Annotated in this window: 21 protein-coding genes; 9 read left to right on the top strand and 12 right to left on the bottom strand. The window is 69.0% G+C overall.

Annotated elements, in window-relative coordinates; translation table 11 throughout:
* Positions 1 to 290 precede the first annotated feature (290 nt).
* From H2Q94_RS29040 to H2Q94_RS29025, 4 genes are all read left to right on the top strand, one after another.
* On the top strand, positions 291 to 989 hold the full coding sequence (locus H2Q94_RS29040) for a bleomycin resistance protein (RefSeq protein ID WP_243790308.1): 699 nt from the start codon (positions 291 to 293) through the stop codon (positions 987 to 989).
* 61 nt (positions 990 to 1050) lie between these two features.
* Positions 1051 to 1545 (top strand): VOC family protein, encoded by a 495-nt coding sequence (locus tag H2Q94_RS29035; RefSeq protein WP_475274214.1) that lies wholly within the window; start codon positions 1051 to 1053, stop codon positions 1543 to 1545.
* A 98-nt stretch (positions 1546 to 1643) separates the two neighbouring features.
* Positions 1644 to 2249, top strand: coding sequence for a TetR/AcrR family transcriptional regulator (locus H2Q94_RS29030; RefSeq protein ID WP_243790307.1), 606 nt, complete (start codon positions 1644 to 1646; stop codon positions 2247 to 2249).
* A 78-nt stretch (positions 2250 to 2327) separates the two neighbouring features.
* Positions 2328 to 5480 carry a bifunctional cytochrome P450/NADPH--P450 reductase gene (locus H2Q94_RS29025; RefSeq protein ID WP_243790306.1) on the top strand — a complete coding sequence of 1051 codons (3153 nt, stop codon included), beginning with the start codon at positions 2328 to 2330 and terminating at the stop codon, positions 5478 to 5480.
* 316 nt (positions 5481 to 5796) lie between these two features.
* On the opposite strand, the gene H2Q94_RS29020 is transcribed toward H2Q94_RS29025, so the two are convergent.
* From H2Q94_RS29020 to H2Q94_RS29005, 4 genes are all read right to left on the bottom strand, one after another.
* Positions 5797 to 6105: a hypothetical protein gene (locus tag H2Q94_RS29020; protein WP_243790305.1), complete on the bottom strand. Its 309-nt coding sequence runs from the start codon at positions 6103 to 6105 to the stop codon at positions 5797 to 5799.
* A 127-nt stretch (positions 6106 to 6232) separates the two neighbouring features.
* A complete protein-coding gene (locus H2Q94_RS29015; protein ID WP_243790304.1) occupies positions 6233 to 6892 on the bottom strand; it encodes a Crp/Fnr family transcriptional regulator in 660 nt (219 codons plus the stop codon).
* 413 nt (positions 6893 to 7305) lie between these two features.
* Positions 7306 to 8115, bottom strand: coding sequence for a Rossmann-fold NAD(P)-binding domain-containing protein (locus tag H2Q94_RS29010; RefSeq protein WP_243790303.1), 810 nt, complete (start codon positions 8113 to 8115; stop codon positions 7306 to 7308).
* Entirely contained in the window at positions 8112 to 8552 is a 441-nt protein-coding gene (locus H2Q94_RS29005; RefSeq protein ID WP_243790302.1) for a nuclear transport factor 2 family protein, read from the bottom strand. Before H2Q94_RS29005 ends, H2Q94_RS29010 begins: the two co-directional genes overlap by 4 nt.
* A gap of 123 nt (positions 8553 to 8675) precedes the next feature.
* Here H2Q94_RS29005 and H2Q94_RS29000 point away from each other — a divergent pair, with 123 nt between their 5' ends.
* Entirely contained in the window at positions 8676 to 9500 is an 825-nt protein-coding gene (locus tag H2Q94_RS29000; RefSeq protein ID WP_243790301.1) for a helix-turn-helix transcriptional regulator, read from the top strand.
* A gap of 68 nt (positions 9501 to 9568) precedes the next feature.
* Complete coding sequence (locus H2Q94_RS28995; protein ID WP_243790300.1) at positions 9569 to 10207, top strand: phosphatase PAP2 family protein; 639 nt, start codon at positions 9569 to 9571, stop codon at positions 10205 to 10207.
* Positions 10208 to 10322: 115 nt separating this feature from the next.
* On the opposite strand, the gene H2Q94_RS28990 is transcribed toward H2Q94_RS28995, so the two are convergent.
* A complete protein-coding gene (locus H2Q94_RS28990; RefSeq protein WP_309501088.1) occupies positions 10323 to 11249 on the bottom strand; it encodes a DUF418 domain-containing protein in 927 nt (308 codons plus the stop codon).
* A gap of 108 nt (positions 11250 to 11357) precedes the next feature.
* The gene (locus H2Q94_RS28985; protein WP_243790299.1) at positions 11358 to 11534 is read right to left on the bottom strand and encodes a hypothetical protein; all 177 of its coding nucleotides are present in this window, start codon (positions 11532 to 11534) and stop codon (positions 11358 to 11360) included.
* Positions 11535 to 11550: 16 nt separating this feature from the next.
* Between H2Q94_RS28985 and H2Q94_RS28980 the strand changes: the two genes are divergently transcribed.
* A complete protein-coding gene (locus H2Q94_RS28980) occupies positions 11551 to 12150 on the top strand; it encodes a TetR/AcrR family transcriptional regulator (protein ID WP_243790298.1) in 600 nt (199 codons plus the stop codon).
* A gap of 4 nt (positions 12151 to 12154) precedes the next feature.
* On the opposite strand, the gene H2Q94_RS28975 is transcribed toward H2Q94_RS28980, so the two are convergent.
* Entirely contained in the window at positions 12155 to 12775 is a 621-nt protein-coding gene (locus tag H2Q94_RS28975) for a YigZ family protein (RefSeq protein WP_243790297.1), read from the bottom strand.
* 183 nt (positions 12776 to 12958) lie between these two features.
* On the opposite strand from H2Q94_RS28975, the gene H2Q94_RS28970 reads away from it, so the two are divergent.
* Positions 12959 to 13159, top strand: a complete 201-nt coding sequence (locus tag H2Q94_RS28970) for a hypothetical protein (RefSeq protein WP_243790296.1) — start codon at positions 12959 to 12961, stop codon at positions 13157 to 13159.
* A gap of 38 nt (positions 13160 to 13197) precedes the next feature.
* On the opposite strand, the gene H2Q94_RS28965 is transcribed toward H2Q94_RS28970, so the two are convergent.
* A complete protein-coding gene (locus H2Q94_RS28965) occupies positions 13198 to 14319 on the bottom strand; it encodes a 5-methyltetrahydropteroyltriglutamate--homocysteine S-methyltransferase (RefSeq protein ID WP_243790295.1) in 1122 nt (373 codons plus the stop codon).
* A 184-nt stretch (positions 14320 to 14503) separates the two neighbouring features.
* On the opposite strand from H2Q94_RS28965, the gene H2Q94_RS28960 reads away from it, so the two are divergent.
* Positions 14504 to 15634, top strand: coding sequence for an FAD-dependent monooxygenase (locus H2Q94_RS28960; protein ID WP_243790294.1), 1131 nt, complete (start codon positions 14504 to 14506; stop codon positions 15632 to 15634).
* Positions 15635 to 15825: 191 nt separating this feature from the next.
* Here H2Q94_RS28960 and H2Q94_RS28955 read toward each other — a convergent pair whose 3' ends face one another.
* The 4 genes from H2Q94_RS28955 to ctaD all read right to left on the bottom strand — a co-directional run bounded on the left by H2Q94_RS28955 (position 15826) and on the right by ctaD (position 21129).
* Positions 15826 to 16590, bottom strand: coding sequence for an arylamine N-acetyltransferase family protein (locus tag H2Q94_RS28955; protein ID WP_243790293.1), 765 nt, complete (start codon positions 16588 to 16590; stop codon positions 15826 to 15828).
* Positions 16591 to 16695: 105 nt separating this feature from the next.
* The gene (locus tag H2Q94_RS28950; protein WP_243790292.1) at positions 16696 to 17526 is read right to left on the bottom strand and encodes an aldo/keto reductase; all 831 of its coding nucleotides are present in this window, start codon (positions 17524 to 17526) and stop codon (positions 16696 to 16698) included.
* A 290-nt stretch (positions 17527 to 17816) separates the two neighbouring features.
* A complete protein-coding gene (locus tag H2Q94_RS28945) occupies positions 17817 to 19037 on the bottom strand; it encodes an MFS transporter (RefSeq protein WP_243790291.1) in 1221 nt (406 codons plus the stop codon).
* Between the two features lie 364 nt (positions 19038 to 19401).
* The gene (ctaD, locus tag H2Q94_RS28940) at positions 19402 to 21129 is read right to left on the bottom strand and encodes an aa3-type cytochrome oxidase subunit I (RefSeq protein ID WP_243790290.1); all 1728 of its coding nucleotides are present in this window, start codon (positions 21127 to 21129) and stop codon (positions 19402 to 19404) included.
* Positions 21130 to 21142: the final 13 nt, after the last annotated feature.

Genomic DNA, 21142 nt, shown 5'->3' with positions numbered 1-21142 from the left:
TCGGCCCACCACGCCAGAACAACCACCCGGCATCCGCGTCAACGGTTCTGCTGGGAATCGGCAGCTACGGAACGCCCCTCAACCGCGTCTTTCACAGTCCGAGGCCGCTGTCACTGACTGCCTGGTTGAGCGATGCGAACCTGTTCCGGTTTTGAACTCGGTGGGGCGGGCGACGACTTCCTTGATGCGTGTCGGGTGTCCGCAGATAGCTCTGAACAGCGAATGGCCAGGGAAAGTCGCGGTTCTCGCTTTCATGTGCGTGCGGACAAGTAGCTCTCTAACGTCGAGGTATGGCTGAGAAGGCGATTCCCCTGTTGATGGCCCGGTCCGTTGAGCCGGTGGCGGAATTCTACGTCGCATTGGGTTTCGAGGTCGTGTTCCGGCAGGTGGCGCCGTACCGGTTTCTGAGCGTGCGGCGCGGGGGCATCGAGCTGAACTTCTACGGGGACAAGGAGTTCGATCCCGCGTCGTGCGCGCATGGCTGCCTGGTCGACACCGATGACGTCGACTACCTGCATGCGGCCTTCACCGAGGGTTTGCGGGATGCCTTCGGTTCGGTGCCTGCTCAAGGGATTCCGCGAGTGGGAGCTTTGAAGGACATGAGCTACGGGGTCCGGCAATTCCTGATGACCGATCCCGGTGGGAACACGATCCAGGTCGCCCAGCCGATCAACGAGGACCAGCGGCACCGGCCGTTGCCGAAGGGGACGTTCGATCGGGCGATCCACATGGGCTCGCTGTTCGCCGATTCCGAGCAGGACCTGGAGTTGGCGTCGAAGGTCTTGGACCGAGCTCTGCATCGGACCGACGAGGAGCCGACCGAGGTCCAGCTCGTGAAGCTGCTGGTGCTGCGGGCCGACGTGGCGGTCCGTCGAGATGAATCGGCCCTGGCCCGCGAACTGTTGGTCCGCGCCAGAGCAGCGGGAGGCAACGGCCCGGAACTGATCGACGACCTGCGACGGGCGGCGGAGCTCGAAGCCGGGATGTGAGTGCCCCGCTTCCGCCGCACACACGTGCTTCGGCTGGATCACTGCTGGGTGCGCTCTTTCGGTGTGGAACCACGAACCGTCCGGCCTGCCGACCGGCATGGTCATGGCGTTGGATGCGCCCGGCTGCGGCCGGATTCGAAATCGGGGGCGGGCGATGAAGCTGGATCTTGTTGCGATCGTCGTTGACGAATACGACTCGGCGATCGAATTTTTCGTCAACGTCCTGGGGTTCGAGCTCGTTGAGGACTCGCCGTCGTTGACCAACGATGGCCGGGCGAAGCGGTGGGTCGTCGTGCGCCCACCTGGGGCTCAAACCGGCATCCTGCTGGCACGGGCCGATGGGGACGGGCAGTCCGCCGTCGTCGGGGTGCAGGTCGGCGGACGGGTCGGGTTCTTCCTTCGCGTCGACGACTTTGATGCCGCGTTCGAGCGGATGCGGGCAGCCGGGGTCGAGTTCGTGACGGCTCCACGCGCCGAGCCTTATGGCCGCGTCGCGGTCTTCCTGGACGTCGCCGGAAACCGCTGGGATCTCCTCGGTCCGCTCCCCACGAACTGAGAGCACCGGCGCGCGGCGCTCCGGGGCATGTATTCGTACATGTACAGTGGTTCGTACATGTACGGATTCCCGGTGCGGGGCTGAGGGAAGGGGAGCGAGTGCCATCGAGGACGGCGAGGGAGCGGGTTCGGGGTGAGGTGCGGCAGGAGATCCTCGATGAGGCCGAGCGGCTCATCCGGGCCGAAGGGCTTCCGGGACTGACGATGCGCAAGCTCGCCTCGCGGCTCGGGTACGCGCCGATGTCGCTGTACTCGTACTTCTCCGACAAGCAGGCGTTGCTGCGGGAACTCGGCAAGCAGGGCTTCGAGCTCGTCGCGAGTCGCCTCTCGGCGGCGGTCGAGCGGGGCGGCGTCGACGGAGTTCGCGAGCTGCTGGTGGCGTTCGTGCGCTACGCGCACGAGGACCCGGTGCACTACCGCTCCCTGTTCCTCGGCGACAAGCCGCAGATCGATCGGCCGGACCGCCCGGAAGACGTGAACCCGGCGTTCGCGCTGTTGTCCGAACACGTGGCGGAATGCGTCGCGCAAGGCGTCCTCGAAGGCGATGTGGTCGCGACGAGCGCGGTGCTGTGGACCGCGGTGCACGGTGCCGCCACGGTGATCGTCACCTTCGAGCGCTGCCCGTTCGGATCTTGGGAAACCTACGCGGAAACGATGGTGGACACGGCGCTCGCCGGAGTCCACGCCCGCCCGGTGACGGGCTGAAATGTCGCCGCTGATCAGCGTGCGACCAGACCAGAGCAACGGGGTGAACCCGACAACGCTTCCCCATAGGAGAGTTCGATGACCGCGCCCAAGGAACTCGTGGCGATCCCGCAGCCCAAGCCGAAGCCGATCGTGGGCAACCTCCCGGATCTCGACGGCGACAAGGGCGTCTTCGGCTTCGTGGAGCTGGCCGAGGAATACGGTCCGATCTACCGGCTGCAGCTGCTGAACCGGAAGCTGATCGTCGTGCAGTCGCAGGAACTGGTCGACGAACTGTGCGATGAGGACCGGTTCGACAAGGAGCTCAACACGCCGCTGCTCAACGTCCGGGACTTCGCCGGTGACGGGCTGTTCACCGCGTGGACCGATGAGCCGAATTGGCAGGCGGCGCACCGGATTCTGATGCCCGCGTTCGGACCTGCCTCGCTGCGCGACATGTTCGACGGCATGACCGACATCGCCGAGCAGCTGCTGCTGATGTGGGAGCGGCGCGGGCCGGAGCACCGCATCGACGTCGCCGACGACACCACGCGGCTCACGCTGGACACGATCGCGTTGTGCTCGTTCAGCCACCGCTTCAACAGCTTCTACACGGAGCGGATGAATCCGTTCGTCGAGTCGATGGTGCGGGCGCTGGTCGAGTCCGGCGCGCGGGGCCGGCGGCTGCCGGGGCAGGAACTCCTGATGCGTGGGACCCGCAAGCGGTATGCGGCGGACAAGGAACTGATGCATCAGGTCGCGGATCAGCTCATCGCCGACCGCCGGGAGCACCCGCTTCCCGAGGGACAGCGCGACATCCTGGACACGATGCTCACCGCCACCGACCCGAAGACGGGGGCGCGGCTGCCCGACGAGAACGTGCGCTACCAGCTGGTCACGTTCCTCATCGCGGGGCACGAGACGACCAGCGGGCTGCTCACGTTCACGTTGCACGAGCTGCTGCGGCACCCGGAGGTGCTGGCTCGCGCGCAGGCCGAAGTGGATCGGGTGCTGGGCACGGAGGCGCCGCGGTTCGAGCAGCTGAGCGAGCTCGGGTACCTGGATCGGATCTTCAAGGAATCGTTGCGGCTGTGGCCGACGGCGCCGGCGTTCGCCGTCACCCCGCGCGCGGACGGCACCGTGCTCGGCGGGCGCTACGAGCTGAACCGGGACGACACGCTGCTGGTCGTGGCGCCGGGGCTGCATAGGGATCCGGCGGTGTGGGGCGCGGACGCGGAGACGTTCGACCCGGACCGGTTCTCCTTCGAGCGGGCCGAGATGCTGCCGCCGAACTCGTGGAAGCCGTTCGGCAACGGGCAGCGCTCCTGCATCGGCCGGGGTTTCGCGTTGCAAGAGGCCACTGTGTTCCTGGCGATGTTGTTGCAGCGCTTCGACATCTCCGCGGCCGACCCGGACTACCGGCTCAAGATCAAGCAGACGTTGACGATCAAACCGGAGGGCCTGTACCTGCACGCTCGCAGGCGGGACACGAAGATCACCTCCAGGGCGGCGGCCGAGCGGACCGATCCCGCCGTCGTGCGAGCCGAGCCGAACGGCGTCCCGGTGCGGGTGCTCTACGGCTCGAACGCGGGCACCGCGCAGGCTTTCGCGCAGCGCATCGCCAATGACGCGGGCTCTCGCGGCTACACCGCCCGCCTTGATCCGCTCGACGGCGCCGTCGACGACCTCGCGGCGGAAGGCGTCGTCGTCATCGTCACCGCCTCCTACGAGGGGCAGCCGCCGGACAACGCGCGCGAATTCGTGCGCTGGCTTCGGCAACAGCCGGACGGGGCGCTGGACGGGGTGCGGTACGTGGTGTTCGGCTGCGGCAACACCGACTGGGCTCGCACTTATCAGGCCGTGCCGACCGAAGTGGACGAGCAGCTCGCGCGGGCCGGGGCGACCCGGTTGGTGCAGCGCGGCGAGGCCGACGCGCGCGGAGATTTCTTCGGCCGGTTCGACGACTGGTACGCGGGGTTCTGGGGGCCGGTCGCGGCCGAGTTCGGCTTGGCCGACACCGGTTCCGAGCCGGCCGAGCTGTCGGTGGAGTTCGCCGGAACCACTCGGGATCCGATCGTGCGGGCCAACGACCTGCAGTGGGGCACCGTCATCGAGAACCGGGAGCTCACCGATCTGTCGGCCGGATCCAAGCGGCACCTGGAGATCGCCTTGCCCGCCGGCGCGAGCTACCGCACCGGCGACTACCTCGCGGTGCTGCCGCTGAACCCGCCCGCCGTGGTGGCGCGGGCGCTGAGCCGGTTCGGGCTGGCCCACGACGACCAGGTGGTGCTGCGCGGCGAGCGGACCAACCTGCCGACCGGTGCGCACGTCGCCGCCGGTGAACTGCTGAGCAGCTACGTCGAACTCGGCCAGCCCGCGACGCGCAGGCAGATCGAGCGGCTCGCGGAGACCGCCGCCTGCCCGCCTGACGTGCAGGCCCTGCACGCGCTGAGCCGCGACGGCGCGCACGCCGAGCAGGTACTCGAACCGCGGGTGACCGTGCTCGACCTGCTGGAACGCTTCCCGTCCTGCGGGCTCACCTTCGGCGGGTTCCTGCAGTTGCTGAGCCCGTTGACGCCGCGGCAGTACTCCATCTCCAGTTCGCCCAAGTGGAATCCGGCGCACGCCACGCTGACCGTGGCCGTGCTCAACGAGCCCGCGCGCTCCGGCGCCGGGATCTACGAGGGCGCGGCGTCGAACCACCTCGCGCAGGCCCGGCCGGGCACGAAGGTCGCGGTCACGGTGCGCCCGTCGAACGTGGCGTTCCACCCGCCGGAGTCGCTGGAAACCCCGCTGATCCTGGCCTGCGCGGGCAGCGGCATCGCCCCGTTCCGCGGCTTCCTGCAGGATCGCGCGCTGGCCGCAGCGGAACAGGGCGTGACTCCGGCGCCCGCACTGCTGTTCTTCGGTTGCCACGGCCCGGAATCCGACCACCTGTACCGCGATGAGCTGGCGGCCTGGGCGGCGGCCGGAGTGGTCGACGTGCGGACCGCGTACTCGGCGGAACCAGCCGACGGCGTCCGCTACGTGCAGGACCGGCTCTGGGCCGACCGCGCGGAAGTGATCGACCTGGTCGAGCGCGGGGCGACGGTGTTCGTGTGCGGCGACGGGCAGCGGATGGCCCCGGCCGTGCACCGCACCTGCACCCGCATCTACGAGGAGGCCACCGGCGCCACCCCGGAGCAGGCGGAGCAGTGGATGACCGCGATGGAACGCGACCACGCCCGGTACGTCGCCGACGTCTTCGCCTGACGGCTCGGAACGAGCCGCCGCCGATCGGCGGCCGGGGCCTTCACCGGAGCTGACGTACCGAGCGCCCGGCTCGGTTCGGCCGGGCGCTCGACCGTCCTGCCTCAGCGGGTGTCCGTGTTCGCGGCTCGGGACGCACGGCGGTTCCTCCGCGTGGTCCGGGTCGAGCGCGTTGACCACGTACTGCTCGGCGCGGCGGTCGAACGCGATGCGGATGTGGTCGGTGACGTTGCTGTCGCAGCTGCCTGCCGGGGTCGCCACCGATCAGGTTCGCCATTGAGTCCACCCTGAGCTCCGTCGTACAGATCCTGTTGCGCGCTCAACCAAGGGGCGGGGCGTGGCCCTGTTCGCAAGGTCGTATCCGTAAGGGCGCGTTGCCCGAGTCGACCCCGATGTACGACTCGGGCAACGCGCGGGTCACCGCGGCCCCCGCTGCGCGATGACGTCTTCTGATGATTTCTCCGGCGGTTTCCGGTGCCGGATTTCTCCAGTGCTCGGCGGCGGTCGACATTTCCGGATCGTCGTGGAACTCGTCGAAGATCCGGACGCGTCCGAGGCGCCGCGCCGGATTCGACGTGACGCGAAGTCCCGCGGCGTCCACCGCGTCCGCCACCTCGTTGCGCCGCATGGTCAACTGCGGGCGAAAGCCGGGAGGCATTGGTCTGTTCGGCCCCTTGGATCTGGATGTGATCGCTCGCGGTCACTAGGACAACAGTGCCGTGGTATCGCCTAGAAGAAAACGCGCGGTTGCGGGTTTATTCGGAATAATCTGAGATTTCTCGGAGCCGTGGTAAATCCGTGACGATGATGTTCCGGTAACGCCGCTGCACCACGCCTTGCTCGTGCAGTTCGCGCAGCGCCTTCTCCACGGTGCGCAGCCGAACGCCGGCCAGCGTGCCCAGCTCCTCGTGGTTGAGCGGCGGGCCGATGCGCCAGTTGCCGTCCGCGTCCCGCTCGCCGTAGGTTTCCACGACCTCCAGCAGCACTCGCGGCACCCGCTTGGTCGCCGAGACGTTCGCGTTGTCGATCCGGCGGCGATTCGCCCAGCGCAGCCGGGCGTTGACCATGAGGATCATCGCGGTCGCCGCATCCGCGTGCTCGTGCAGGAAGCGCCGGAAGTCGTTCGACTTGATCAGCCGCGCCCTGGTGTGCGAGCCCGCGATGACCGTCGCCGACCGGGCGCGCTGCTCCAGCGCGGCCATCTCGCCGACCAGATCACCGCCGAAGCGGATGCCGAGCAGCGTGGGGCCGCCCGTCTCCGAAAGCGCCTGCACCTTCGCCGAGCCGCTCAGCAGCAGCACCACGTGCGAACTGTCGTCGCCTTGGCGCAGAATCGTGTTCCCCGCCTCGAAGATCACTTCGGGGCCGAGTTCGAGCAAGGTCCGCTGGGTTTCGCGGCGCAGCCGGGCGAGCAAGCTGAACTCCGGCCACTGCGCCTGAGGTGGATCAGTGATGACCGCTCCTCTCCTCCCGAAATGCGAGGTGCGACGGCCGTTCGGCCGAACCCGAATTCGGCCGGATCGCGGCACGCCTGCGGTCGCCGGTCGCCGTTCATTCTGGAACCGGTCAGGCGAAACCGGTCACCGCTGACCGGGTGATCACGCCGCGCAAGTGGCGGCGGGAACCCGAACGCCCTCGTGGTTATCGATTCAGCGAAGATCCTTCATGAATCCGGTGGGTGGATTTGGTCATTCCCGCAACAACTCACTCGTTCGGACTAGAGATCTCGTGGCCTTTGGAGTATTCCAGGCAGATATTCCGTCCTGAACCGCCCTCGAAAAGCACCGGTGGGCGGCGGTCACCTGAAACGCCCCGCCGCCCGTTCGCGCTACGGCAACTCGGACGAATGGGCGCGGGCGAATTCCCGGAACGACCGAGCAGGCCGACCGGTGAGCTCCTCGACCGTGCCGGTCACCTGATCCTCCTCGCCTGCCCGAATACCGGCGTCGACCTCCCCGAGCGCCGTCGCGAACGCCTCCGGCACGCCCGCCTCGCGGAACAGCTCGGCGCGTTGGGCCGCGCTCACCGGCCGATGCCGGATCGGGCGGCCGGTGACCTCCGCTAGCACCTCAGCGACCTCCGGGTAGGACAACGCCTCCGGCCCGGTGAGCAGGTGTTCGCCGTCCGATGCCGGTCCGGTGAGCAGCCGTGCGGCGACGGCGGCGATGTCCTCGGCGTCGATCCAGCCGAGCCTGCCGTCCCCGGCCGCGCTCACGAGCTCGCCGCGTTCCCGCAGGCCCGCCGCCAGCGGATGGGCGCCGAGGACGTTCTGCATGAACCCCGACGGCCGCAGCACCGCGGCCTCCGGGAACCGCCGCACCGCCCGCGTGAACTCGGCCACGCCCGGTGCGCCGGGCAGGACGATGAGCGAGCCCAGCAGCACGACGCGTCGTACCCCGGCGGCGGCCGCCTCCGCCAGGAACGGTTCGGCGAGCCGCATCGGTTCCAGGTCGGCCGGCGGCGGCACCAGGTACACGGCCCGGACGCCCTCGAGCGCAGGCCGGAAGGAGCCGGGGTCGGTCCAGTCGAACCGGACCTGGCCGGGGCCGGGCGTCCGGGACGCGACCTTGGCTTCCGGCAGCAACCGGGACAGCGGGCGGCCGGTCTGGCCGGTTCCGCCGATGAGCAGCACGGTCATGCTCCCGCCCCCAGGGACTCGATCAACGCGGGCAGTTCCCCGGCGGCCTTCGCCGCCAGCACCGGGCTCCAGTAGTCCCGATAAGACGTGATCAGCCCGTCCCGCACGGTCAGCACGGCGATGTAGGGCATCACGTACGGCTGCCCGGTGCGCACGGTCCGGCCGTGCGCGGTGAACTCGGCGATCACCGTGTCCGGATCGGCCGTCTCGTGCAGCACGTACGCCGGGAAGCCGGTGATGTCGACGCGGTCCGGGTAGCCCTCGAGGTACGCGCGCATTCCCTCGCGTCCGTCGACTCGGGCGGGAGTGTTCGCGGCGAACGGGGCTTCGAAGACGACGTTCGGCGCGAACAGCTCGATCGCGCCCGCCATGTCCTTGGCCAGCAGCGATGTCGTGAACCGGTCGATCACGTCGGCCGGTGTGGTCCGGGTGGTCACGGGTACCTCCTGTGTCGGGGTCACCGTCCACCGTCGGCGCGATCGTGCGCTGCGGGAACGTCCGGCAAAGCCCCGGACCGGCGGTCCGTGGATGGCGGCGGGCGACCGTGCCAGGCTGGAGCGGTGAGCAAACGGGACCTCGGTGATTTCCTGCGCAGCCGGCGGGAAGCGCGCACGCCCGCGGCGGCGGGTCTGCCCGCGGGGCCGCGGCGGCGCACTCCCGGTCTGCGGCGCGAGGAGGTCGCGGTGCTGGCCGGGGTGTCGGCGAACTACTACGAACGGCTGGAACAGGCCCGCGGCCCGCATCCGTCGCCGCAGGTGCTGGATGCGCTGGCCCGCGCGCTGGGCCTGTCCGGGGCGGAGCGGGAACACGTGGCGCGGCTCGCCGAGCACGCCCCGGCGCGCTCCGAGCCGCCGGAGGAGCTGCCCACCTCGGTGCGGCGACTGCTGGAACGGCTCGGTTCGGTGCCCGCCTACGTGCTCAACGCCCACCACGACGTGCTCGCCTGGAACTCGGCGGCGGCCGCGTTGCTGGTGGACTTCGCTGCGCTGCCCGCGCGCGAGCGCAACATCCTCCGGTTGTCGATGGCCGGGGGGCCGTTGGTGTGCGAACCGTCCGACGGCTTCGTCCGGCAGGCCGCCTCCGAACTGCGGCAGGCGTCCGCGCGCTACCCGGCGGACCGGCGGCTCGGTCAGCTGGTGCGGGACTTCGCCGCCCACAGCCCGGAGTTCGCCGCGCACTGGCGGGAGCAGGAACTGGGCGTCGGCGAGGCCGTGCCCAAGCGCATCCGGCATCCCCGGCTCGGCCTGGTCGAACTGGAAATCCAGGAGCTGCACGTGCCCGGGCATGATCATCGGGTGGTGTTGCTGACCGCGGAGCCGGGATCCGCCTCGGCCGCGAAGCTCGACGCGCTCCAGTCCGGGCCGCGGTTGCGCGCCGTACCGTGACCGCGGTTCGCCCTCCGCGTCCCCGGTTCGTGGGTGATCATGGGAGTGGGACCGAACGGGGAGGGTGGATGGCCGACATCGACGTGGGTCCGGGCGAGAGCACCGGGTTCGAAGGCGCATTGCGGCGGCGCGGTGACCGGACGGCGCGGGTGCTCACCGAGGTGTTCTCCCCTGCGGTGATCGTGCTGCTGCTGCCGATCGCGGTGGCCTGGAGCGCCACGCACTCCCCGGGGCCTGCGCTGGGCTGGGGCGTGTTCGTCGCGCTCACCAGCAGCGTGCTGCCGATGGCGGGGATCGTGGCGGGCTCCCGGCTGGGCTGGTGGGACGGGCACCACGTGCGCAACCGCGAGGGGCGGCTGATCCCGTTGTTGCTGCTGATCGTGTTCAGCTCGGTCGGGCTGGGCGTGCTGGTCCTCGCCGGTGCGCCGCGGCTGATGGTGGCGTTGGACCTGGCGATGTTGTCGGCGCTGCTGGTCGTCGGGCTGATCACGGTGTGGTGGAAGGTCTCCGTGCACACCGCCGTGGCGGCGGGCGCCACCGCGATCTTGGCCGAGGTGTACTCGCCGTGGTTGCTGCTGCTGTGGCTCCTGACGGCGGCGGTGGGCTGGTCGCGGGTCCGCCTCGGCGACCACACCCCGGCTCAGGCCCTGGTCGGCGCGTTGGTCGGCGTCGCAGCAGGTGCCCTCGGCTACCTGCGGGTGGCCTAGCGCCCGATCCGGGCGAACGGCCCGTTCGTCCGGTCGAAGGGGACGTTCACCCGGTGCCGTCAGTGCAGTGAACGGCCCGTTCGTCCGGTGGGGCCGGGCGAAGGAGGCGTTCACCTCAGGTTCGGCGTTGGGGAGCCTGGTAGGCCCAGTGCCACGCCAGCTCCAGGGGGCCGCGGGTGAAGCGGCGCAGCCACCACGTCGCCAGCGGCATCAGGGTCGCGCACAGCACCGCCCACAGGCCGATGGGCCACCACGGCCGGTACTCGTCGAGCCGGGCGGCGAGCCCGAATCCCCAGCCATAGCACAGGATCGCGGCGAGCAGGTTCTGCGCCACGTAGCCGGACAGCGCGGTGCGGCCGACCGCGGTGATCCCGACCCGCAGCGGTCCGGGCGCGGCGGTCCGTCCCAGCACGACGGTCGTGATGAGCCCGAGCAGCCCGAGCGCGACGACCGGTGGCAGCACGTAGCGGTCGATCAGGAACCACTGCCCTCCGCCCAGCGTGGTGAGCAGGTTCAGCGGGAGCGCCACGCCGAGCCCGGCCACCATCAGCCGGTTGCGCAGCCGCCTCCCGCGCGCGTCCGCTTCGAACACGCCCGCTCGGCGCAGCCGTGAGCCGATCAGGAACATCGCGATGGACATCGGGATGATGAACAGCGCTTCGAGCCGGTACACGGCGAACCCGGTCAGCCGCTCACCGACCTGCTCCAGATAGGTGCCGTCGGTGAACAGCGCCGATCCCGGTCCGGACATTGAGTCGTTCGACGCCAGCAGCGCGGCCGTGCCCAGCGTCATCGCCAGCGCGTGCACCGCTGCGCACCCGATGATCCAGCCGCGCACGGCGCGATCGCTGCGGCCGATCAGGTAGGCGACGATCACCGAGGTCACCGCGTAGCTCATCAGCACGTCGAACTCGAAGATCAGCACGTAGTGCAACGCGCCCTCGACGAACAGCAGCGCCGCGCGCCACAGGTACCAGCCGGGCCAGCGGGCTCCGCGGCGTCGCGCCGAGCGGTACTGGAGTTCGAGGCCGACGCCGAACATGAGCGTGAGCAGCGCCAGGAACTTCCCGTTGGACAGGAACAGCAGCAGCGACGCGATGGTGCCGTCGCCGCTGAGCAGGCCGGTCGGCCCGGCCGGGTCGGTGAAGATTCAGACGTTGGAGGCGAAGGTGCCGAGGATGGCCACGCCGCGCACGACGTCGAGGGCGCCTATTCGGCTGCCGGTGGGCGCGGGTCGAGTGGTCGTCATGTCGTCCCCCAGGACTTCGGTTTTATAATGCAGGCGCATGGTAAACGCGCCGAGAAAGCGTTTGCAATGCATCTGCATGAAAAAGAGGTGGAGCGTGCCCAAGCAGGTCGATCACGAGCAGCGGCGCAAGCAGATCGCCGAAGCGCTGCTGCGGCTGGCGGGCAGAGGCGGTATGGAGGCCGTCAACCTGCGCGACGTCGCCGCCGAAGCCGGGATCTCCATGGGGTCCGTGCAGCACTACTTCCGCACGAAGGAGCAGATGCTGCAGTACGCGGCCGGCTATGTGAACGATCGTGCCGCCGAACGCATCCGCGCCCGGATCGAGGCGACGGACGAACCGCACTCCGCGCGGACGGTGGTGCGGGCGGTGCTGGTCGAAATGCTCGCGCTGTCAACGGAAAGCCGGCAGGAGTACCTCGTCACGATCGCGTTCTTCGTGCGCGCGCTCGCCGAACCGGACCTCGCCGCGCTGTACCGGGAATGGTGGCCGCAACTGGAGCAGTGGATCACCGACCTGCTGCGCGGCGCGCAGGAAGCCGGGGAGATCGCCGCCGGGGTCGACGTGTGGATGGAGGCCCGGATCCTGCTCGCCGTGCCCGACGGCCTCTCCATCGGCCTGCTGCTCGGCCATCACGGCGAGGCGGACTCCGTGGCGATGATCGACCACGCCCTGGACCGCGTCTTCGCCTGCTGACCGATCAGATCGGGGCCTCGGTGTGGACGAGGTCGCCGCGGACGGCTTCGGCCGCCCCGTTGGTGTTCTCGGCGAGCCACACGTCGAACTCCTCCAGCTCGCCCTCCGGGACCCGCACCACGAACCGAACCGACTCCGAATAGTCCACATCGGACACAGTGAATCCCTTGGAGCGCAGGTCGTTCTCCAGCTTCCCCGCGAGCAGGTAGTCCACAGTGGTCGACACGAGCCGCATGGGGCGCAGCTCCGCGAGGCCCACGTGCTCCAGCGCCGCCGACACCGCGTTGCCGTAGGCGCGCACCAGTCCGCCCGCGCCGAGCAGCGTGCCGCCGAAGTACCGCGAGACCACGGCGACCGTGCGAGTGATCTCGTTGTGCCGCAGCACCTCCAGCATCGGAACCCCCGCCGTGCCCGCGGGCTCCCCGTCATCGCTGGAGCGCTGAGTTCGCCCATCCGGACCCAGCACGTAAGCCGAACAGTGGTGCCGCGCCTCGTGGTGCAGCTTGCGGCGGCGCGCGATGAATTCCCGCGCCTGCTCCTCCGACTCGACGCGGGCGAGTGCGCACAGGAACCGGGACCGCTTGATCTCCAGCTCGAATTCGCCTGATCGCCGGATTGTGCGCACCCGCGCCCCTTTCCATTCGCAACGCTTCTACCAGCGGTTATGGTGACGTCAATCACTGAACGGGCTCATTTTGCCCGCAATGAGCCGGTGAGCGAGACCGATACCGCAGGTCACGGTATTCATATGCACGTCACTCGGACGCGGTTTTCCGTTCCGCTGCGACGGCACGTAACGTCCTCCCTCATGGAGCAGTCATCGAGTCCGCTGGAGCCTGGCACCCGGGTGCGTGCCTCGTTCGGCCGGTTCCGCGATCAGGTCGGCACGGTGGTGGAGACGGCATCGGGACTTCCCGAGGTCTTCGACGGCCCAGTGCTGTGGGTCCGGTTCGACGGCAACGAGGAGCCCGGCCTGGTAGCGGGCCGTTTCCTGGAATCCGCCGCCTGAGCTGGTCCTTCCGCGCAGGGGAACCTCGTCGGCTGTGTTCAGCCCCAGACCTCCTGAGCGGTTTGCACGACCAGGCGCAGTTTCGCGACTTCCTGTTCGTAGGTGAGGGCGTTGCCCTCCTTGGTGGAGGCGAAGCCGCACTGCGGTGACAAGCAGAGCTGGTCCAGGTCGATGTAGCGGGACGCTTCGTCGATGCGCCGCTTGAGGTCGTCGGCGGACTCCAGCTCACCGCTCTTGGTGGTCACCAACCCGAGCACGACGTGCTTGTCCTTCGGCACGAAGCGCAGCGGCGCGAACCCGCCGGAGCGAGCGTCGTCGAATTCCAGGAAGAACCCGTCCACGTCGAGCCCGCCGAACAGGGCTTCGGCGACGAAGTCGTAGCCGCCCTCGGCCACCCAGGACGAGCGGTAATTCCCCCGGCACAGGTGCGTGGTCACCGCCATCGACGCGGGCCGGTCCCGGATCGAGGCGTTGATCAGCTCGATGGTCCGCAGGTGCTCGTGCTCGGCGTCGTCGCCGCGCGCCGCCAGCTGCTCGCGCTGCTTCGGGTCGTTCAAGTAGGCGAGGCTCGTGTCGTCGAGCTGCAGGTAGTGGCAGCCCAGCCCGGCCAGCGCGTGCACCTCGGCGCGGTAGGCGGCGGCGAGGTCGGCGCGGAACTCGTCCAGATCCGGGTACACCTCCGGGTCGATCGAGGCGCGACCCCCGCGGTACAGCGTCATCCCCGGCGAGGGGATGGTGAGCTTCGGCGTGGCCGTCCTGGTGCGGTCCGCGAGCGCCTTGAACGCGTCTTCGAAGATCGTGTGGTCCAAGCCGATCTTCTCGTTGATCCGCATGTCGGGGGTGGCGAACTCGATGTCCCCGTCGGCGTTGCGGAACTTCACGGTCAGCGCCGAGTCCTCGGAGCGGTTGATGCCGCGCAACTGGTACAGGAAGTCCATGTGCCAGGAGGCGCGGCGGAATTCGCCATCGGTGGCGCTGGAGAGACCGACCTCTTCCTGCATGGCCACGACGTCGGTGATCGCCTCGTCCTCGATCCGCTTCAGCTCGGCGGCATCGATGCGTCCGGCGGTGAACTCGTCGCGGGCGGCCAGCAGGTTCGGTGGACGGAGCAGGCTTCCGACGTGGTCGGCGCGGAACGGTGGGGATACGCGAGGACTCATGCCTCGGCAACCTACTTCCCCGCGGATCGGGTGGCCGACCCCCGCTGTCGCCCAGTGGATTACCCTCGCGCATTACTCCATTCGAGAGATGTTCATCACTGTATGTGAGGAGCGACAACTCGGATCCGCGGGACGCTTGGGTAAAATCGGCGAGCCAGCCAGCTTCGCAGGACGGATGGATACGATGCGCGTTCTCGTCATCGGAGCCGGGATCGGTGGCCTCGCAGTGGCCAAAGGTCTCATCGACGCCGGTCACGACGTTTCGGTCTTCGAACACGCGGACGCGCTACGCGACGGTGGCGCCGCGGTGACGGTGTGGAGCAACGGCACCGCCGCACTGGGCCAGCTCGGAGTCACCCTCGAAGACGTCGGCCGCCCGCTCCACAGCTTGAAATCGATCACCGACACCGGGCGGCTGCTGTGGGAAGCCGACCTGGCCGACGTCACCGAACGCCTCGGCTCGCCCACCATCGAAACGCCGCGCCGCCTGCTCACCGGCAAGATCGCCGCCGCGCTGCCGGAGCACGCGCTGCACTTCGGCCGCCGCTGCATCGCCGTCACCGAAACGCCCGAGCGGGTCATCGTGGACTTCGCCGACGGCACCAGCGCCGAAGGCGACGTGCTGATCGGCGCGGACGGTCAGCGTTCCGTGGTGCGCCGCGAAATGCTCGGCGGCAGCCCCGCGCGGCTGACCGGCTGGGCCAGCTGGCAAGGACTCACCCGGAGCGATCTTCCGGTGGCGCACGGGCATCAGACGGTGAACATCGCCGGCCGCGTGGCGCACTGCGGATTCATCCCCGCCGGTGACGGCCTGCTGCACTGGTGGTTCGACCTGCCGTGGCGGGAAGGCGACGACCCGCTGACCGTCCGCGATCTGCGCCGCATGTTCGCGGGCTGGGCGGACCCGGTGCAGCCGCTGCTCGCCGAGATCGGCCCCGACGACCTCGGTTTCTTCCCGCACATCCGCCACGTCGTGCCCCGCGTCTGGGGCGGGGCGCGCAGCACGCTGCTCGGCGACGCCGTGCACGCGATGCCGCCCGCGGTCGCGCAGGCCGCCAACCAGACGCTGGAGGACGCCTGGCTGCTGTCCCGCCGGCTCGCCGACGTGGACGGCGCCCCGGAGGAGGCGCTGCGGGCCTACGAGCAGGAACGGCGTTCCCGCGTGCTCAAGGTCTCCCGCACGGCCGCGTTCACCTCCGCTCAGCGCAGCACCCCGCTGCAACGAGTCGGCAGGCTCCCGAAGTGGATCGCCACTCGCAGTCAGGTCGCCTCACTCCGCTCCGGAAGCACGGTTCTGCGGCCCGTTCCCGCCTGAGCGTTCCCCCTGCTCGCCGGGGTGTCCGGGTAGCGGGTCCTCAGTGAGCCTCTCGCCGCGGGATCTTCTTCCGGAGCGGCTCCGCCACGGGGGAAACGCCGTCCTCGCGAGAAGACAGCTGAGAACCCGCCGGTGGTCGATCTGCGCGCGTGGTCGCCGCTCATCGGCTTCGCCGCTGACAGATCAAAGGATCAACTGCCATCTTGCGCGCCGGCGGCTTCTCGGGTGTGAGGTCGCAGCGCTCGATCGCCTTGTGGGATCACCTCGTCATGTCGTGGGTGCCCTGGTTGTGGCGCTGAAAGTCGATCAAGGACTTGAGTCGGCTGGCCGGAGAACGGCGAACTCGGGTGCGTCGCGGTGTAGTGGTGCGCGACCTCGTAGTCCACCGGTCGCCGTGCCCGCTCGTCGGCGGCGTGCAGCGGAGCCCAACCCTCCGGCTTCCGCTTCTCCAGCACCCACAGCTCCCCCTCGCGGCGGAGGCGGTGCTCCCAGCCCGCCTGGTCCACGACCACGCCGTCCCGCAGCGGCATCGGGGCCAGCACTCCCGCGCCGAACCCCACGTCGGCCTGGAAGTCCGCCCCGTCGACCCGCACCGTCAGCAGCATGTGCGTCTCCGAACCGGACGCCCGCTGCGGTTGCACCCGCGCGATCCGCCGCCGGACCTGGTAGCCGAGGCGTTCCAGCGCGGCCGCGAACAGCAGCGCGTGCTCGAAGCAGTAGCCGCCGCGCCGCCGGTCCACCAGCTTGTCGGCGACCACGTCGAGTTCCAGTCCGGGATGCGGCCCGAGGATCACGTCGATGTTCTCGAACGGGATCGCGCGCACGTGCGCTTCGTGCAGGCTCCGCAGCGCTTCCGCCGACGGAGGCAGTCTCGGCTGGTCGATCCGGCGCAGGTAGGCCTCGACATCGAGGGCGTCGGTGGACCACGGGCCGGCGTCGAGTGCTGTGGTGTTCACGTCGTCGATCCTGAACTTCCGAGTCCGCGACGAGTCAACCCGGCACCGGATATGAGAAGGCCCGCTCGACGGTTCGTCGAGCGGGCCTTCCTGGCTGCTGGTGGCTCAGGCCCCGAAGACGTCCGGGTCCGGGCCGACGCGGGTATCGGTGTTGAGGCCCGCGATGACCGCCAGGTCGTCGTCGGCGAGCTCGAAGTCGAACACCTCGATGTTCTGCCGGATGCGCGACGGCGTCGCCGACTTCGGGATCACCACGTTGCCCAGCTGAACGTGCCAGCGCAGCACGATCTGCGCGGGGCTCTTGCCGTACTTCTCCGCCAGCGAACCCAGCGTCGGATCCTCGAGCAGGCCCTTGCCCTGGCCGATCGGGCTCCACGCCTCGGTGAGGATGCCGTGCTCGCGGTGGAACGCGCGCAGGTCGCTCTGCTGGAGGTTCGGGTGCAGCTCGATCTGGTTCAAGGCCGGCACCACGTCGGTCTCCTCGAACAGGCGACGCAGGTGCGGGATCTGGAAGTTGGAGACCCCGATGGCCTTCGCGCGGCCGTCGGCGTACAGCTTCTCGAACGCCTTCCAGGTCTCGACGTACTTGTCCTGACCGGCGGCCGGCCAGTGGATCAGATACAGGTCGACGTAGTCCAAGCCGAGCTTGCCGACGCTCTCGTCGAACGCCTCCAGGGTGCTGTCGTAGCCCTGCTTGTCGTTCCACAGCTTGGTGGTGACGAACAGGTCTTCACGTCGCACGCCCGACTCGGCGATCGCCTTGCCGACGCCTTCCTCGTTGCCATAAGCAGCAGCGGTGTCGATGCTGCGGTACCCGGCCTCGATCGCCGTGGCCACCGGCTCGATCACTTCTTCCGGCGGTACCTGGAAGACGCCGAAGCCGAGCTGCGGGATCTCCGCGCCGGTGTTGAGCGTGAGGTTCGGAACCTGGGTCATCTACTCGTACCTCCGAAGGGGTCGCACGTTGCCGGGTCATCCGCGTCCTCGCCCGCGGATCACTACTCGGTGCAACCCGCCCGCGCGGCCGCGGATTCCTGGCTTGAGGCGTCCTCCATCACAGCACGCGGTCCGGGCTGAAGCTATCCGGCGACCAGTGACTGAACGCCTCCCGCGCACGGAGCAGGCGGAGGTTCAGGACCTTCGGCCCGGGGTGCGGGTGACCAGCGCAGACGTGAACGGGGCCGGTCACTGCGGTGAGTGACCGGCCCCGTTCGGTGTGACGATGATCAGTGCGCGGGCGTGGCCGCCGGAGCCTCCGCCGAGTCGGTCTCGCCGCGGTGCGAGGTGACGACGTCGCCGGAGCGCGGCGCCCGGTCCAGCCAGCCCGACAGCAGCGCGAAGCCGAGTCCGATCACGGCCAGGATCGCCCCGACCCAGCTGGGCGCGGTCAGCCCGAACCCGCCTGCGATGACCAGGCCGCCGAGGTAGGCGCCGAGCGAGTTCGCGATGTTGAACGTGGACTGGATGCTCGCCGAGCCCAGCGCGGGAGCCTCCTTGGCCTTGTCCAGGATCCGCGCCTGGATGCTGGGGATCGCCGCGAAGCCGGCCAGCCCGACCACGAACACGTTGATCGAGGTCAGCACCATGCTCTGCGCGGTCACCAGGAATCCCAGCAGCGACACCGCGAGCAGCGCGAGGAACACGTACAGCGTCTTCATCGGCGCCCGGTCCGCGAGCCGTCCGCCGATGATGGTGCCCGCGGTCATGCCCAGTCCGAACAGTGCCAGCAGTGCCGTGGCCATGGTCGGGCTGAAGCCGGTGACGTCGGTGAGCAGCGGCTTGATGTAGCTGTAGAAGGAGAACGTGGCCGCGAAGCCGAACACGACGACGGCGAACGCCAGCCACACCTGCGGACGGCGGAACGCGACGAGCTCGCCGCGCAGGCTCACGTCGGTGGGCTTGGGCTGCTGCGGCACCAGGGCGACGACCGCGAGCAGGGCGATCACGCCGATGACCGCGACCACGCCGAACGTGAAGCGCCACCCGAAGGACTGGCCGAGCAGGGTGCCGAGCGGAACGCCGACGATGTTGGCGACGGTGAGGCCGATGAACATCATCGAGATGGCCTGGGCGCGCTTGTCCCGCGCGACCAGCCCGGCGGCGACGACGGCCCCGACACCGAAGAAGGTGCCGTGCGGCAGACCGGCGATGAACCGGGCGGCCAGCAGGGTCTCGTGGGTGGGGGCGAACGCGGAGGCCAGGTTCCCGACGACGAACAGGGCCATCATGCTGATCAGCATCGTCTTGCGCCGGACGCGCATGCCGCCCGCCGTGAGCAGTGGCGCACCGATGACGACGCCCAGCGCGTACAGCGAGATGTAGCCGCTGGCGTCGGGCAGCGACACGTGCAGGTTCGAGGCCACTTCTGGCAGCAGCCCCATCATCACGAACTCGGTGGTTCCAATGCCGAAAGCTGCGATGGCCAGGGCCAACAGGGCAATGGGCAAGGAGGTCTCCTGAATGCGAAAGTGCCGGACCGGGTCAGTGCTCCGAACCCGCCTTCCGGCTGAGGGCGCGCGTGGTCCCCGCTGCTTTGGCGGTCGTCGGTACTCGGAGCTCTCTCAGGAAGACCGGCTGTCGCTGGCGGCTCCCCGGACGCGTCCAACACTAGTGCCCGCGCGCCGTGTTCCCGGCGGGACTATGAAGCGGACCACTGTCGTGCGGGGTGGTTTCCACTCGTTCGGTTCAGTGCGAACGCGCCATGGGAGGCATCGGCCACAGTGGAGCGGGCGTTACGCCTCCGGGCCAGGTTTGAAACGATTTGTGCGAGGTCAGTTCATCGGCACGGTCGGGTTGTGCAGTGTGCCCAACTCACTCTGAGTCCTTTGTGGACTTTTCTGGGCGGGAGTGGCGCCCGCCCACGTGCGCCTCCGCCTCCAGCCGGTCCTGCATGTGCGGGTAGTGCAGCTCGAACGCGGGCCGGATCGAGCGGATGCGCGGCAGCTCGGTGAAGTTGTGCCGCGGCGGCGGGCAGGACGTCGCCCACTCCAGCGAGTTCCCGTGCCCCCACGGATCGTCCACGTCCGCCCTGATCCCGAAGCGGTTGCTCACGAACACGTTCCACAGGAACGGCAGCATCGAGATGCCCAGGATGAACGCGCCCACGGTCGAGGCGATGTTCATGCCGGTGAAGCCGTCCGTGGGCAGGTAGTCCGCGTAGCGCCGCGGCATGCCCGCGTTGCCCAGCCAGTGCTGCACCAGGAACGTCGTGTGGAAGCCGATGAACGTCAACCAGAAGTGGATCTTCCCGAGGCGTTCGTCCATCATCCGGCCGGTGAACTTCGGGAACCAGAAGTAGATCCCCGCGAACACCGCGAACACGATCGTGCCGAACAGCACGTAGTGGAAGTGCGCCACCACGAAGTAGGTGTCGTGCACGTGGAAGTCCACCGGCGGCATCGCCAGCAGCACCCCGGTGAGCCCGCCCAGCAGGAAGGTCACCAGGAACCCGACGGAGAACAACATCGGCGTCTCGAACGTCAGCTGGCCGCGCCACATCGTGCCGATCCAGTTGAAGAACTTCACCCCCGTCGGCACCGCGATCAGGAACGTGGTGAACGAGAAGAACGGCAGCAGCACCGCCCCGGTCGCGAACATGTGGTGCGCCCACACGACCGCGGACAGCACGCCGATCAGTAGCGTCGCGAAGACGAGCCCGGTGTAGCCGAACAGGGGTTTGCGGCTGAACACGGGAAAGATCTCGGTGACGATGCCGAAGAACGGCAGCGCCACGATGTAGACCTCCGGATGCCCGAAGAACCAGAACAGGTGCTGGTAGAGGATCGCTCCGCCGGTGGCCGGGTCGAACACGTGCGCCCCGAGATGCCGGTCCACGAGCAGTCCCATCAGCGCCGCCGTCAGGATCGGGAACGCGATCAGGATCAGGATGCTCGTCACCAGGATGTTCCAGGTGAAGATCGGCATCCGCCACATCGTCATGCCCGGAGCGCGCATGCACACCGTCGTCGTGATCATGTTGACCCCGCCGAGGATGGTGCCCAGCCCGCTGACCAGCAGCCCGGTGATCCAGACGTCCCCGCCGAGGCCCGGGCTGAAACCCGACCGGGACAGCGGCGCGTAGGCGGTCCAGCCGAAGTCGGCGGCGCCTCCCGGGAAGACGAACCCGCTGATCACCAGCAGCCCGCCGAACAAGAACAGCCAGTAGGACAGCGCGTTCAGCCTCGGGAAGGCCACGTCCGGGGCGCCGATCTGCAGCGGCAGGATGATGTTCGCGAAGCCGAACACGATCGGCGTGGCGAACAACAGCAGCATGATCGTGCCGTGCATGGTGAACAGCTGGTTGTACTGCTCGTTGGACAGGAACTGCATTCCCGGCTGCGCCAGCTCGCCCCGGACCAGCAGCGCCATCAGCCCGCCTGCCATGAAGAAGCTCATCGCGGTGCCCAGGTAGAGCTTGCCGATCTGCTTCGGATCAGTGCTGCGCGCCCACGACACCAGCTGGGAGCTCTTCGACGGGCGAGATGCGGCGGGGGCCGGCTGCTTCGGGATGGGCGACGGGGTTTCGTGCACGGTGGCCATGCCGGCTCCTCTG

Source organism: Saccharopolyspora gloriosae, assembly GCF_022828475.1.
Lineage (GTDB): Bacteria > Actinomycetota > Actinomycetes > Mycobacteriales > Pseudonocardiaceae > Saccharopolyspora_C > Saccharopolyspora_C gloriosae_A.
This window is presented reverse-complemented; position numbering and strand designations above follow the sequence as displayed.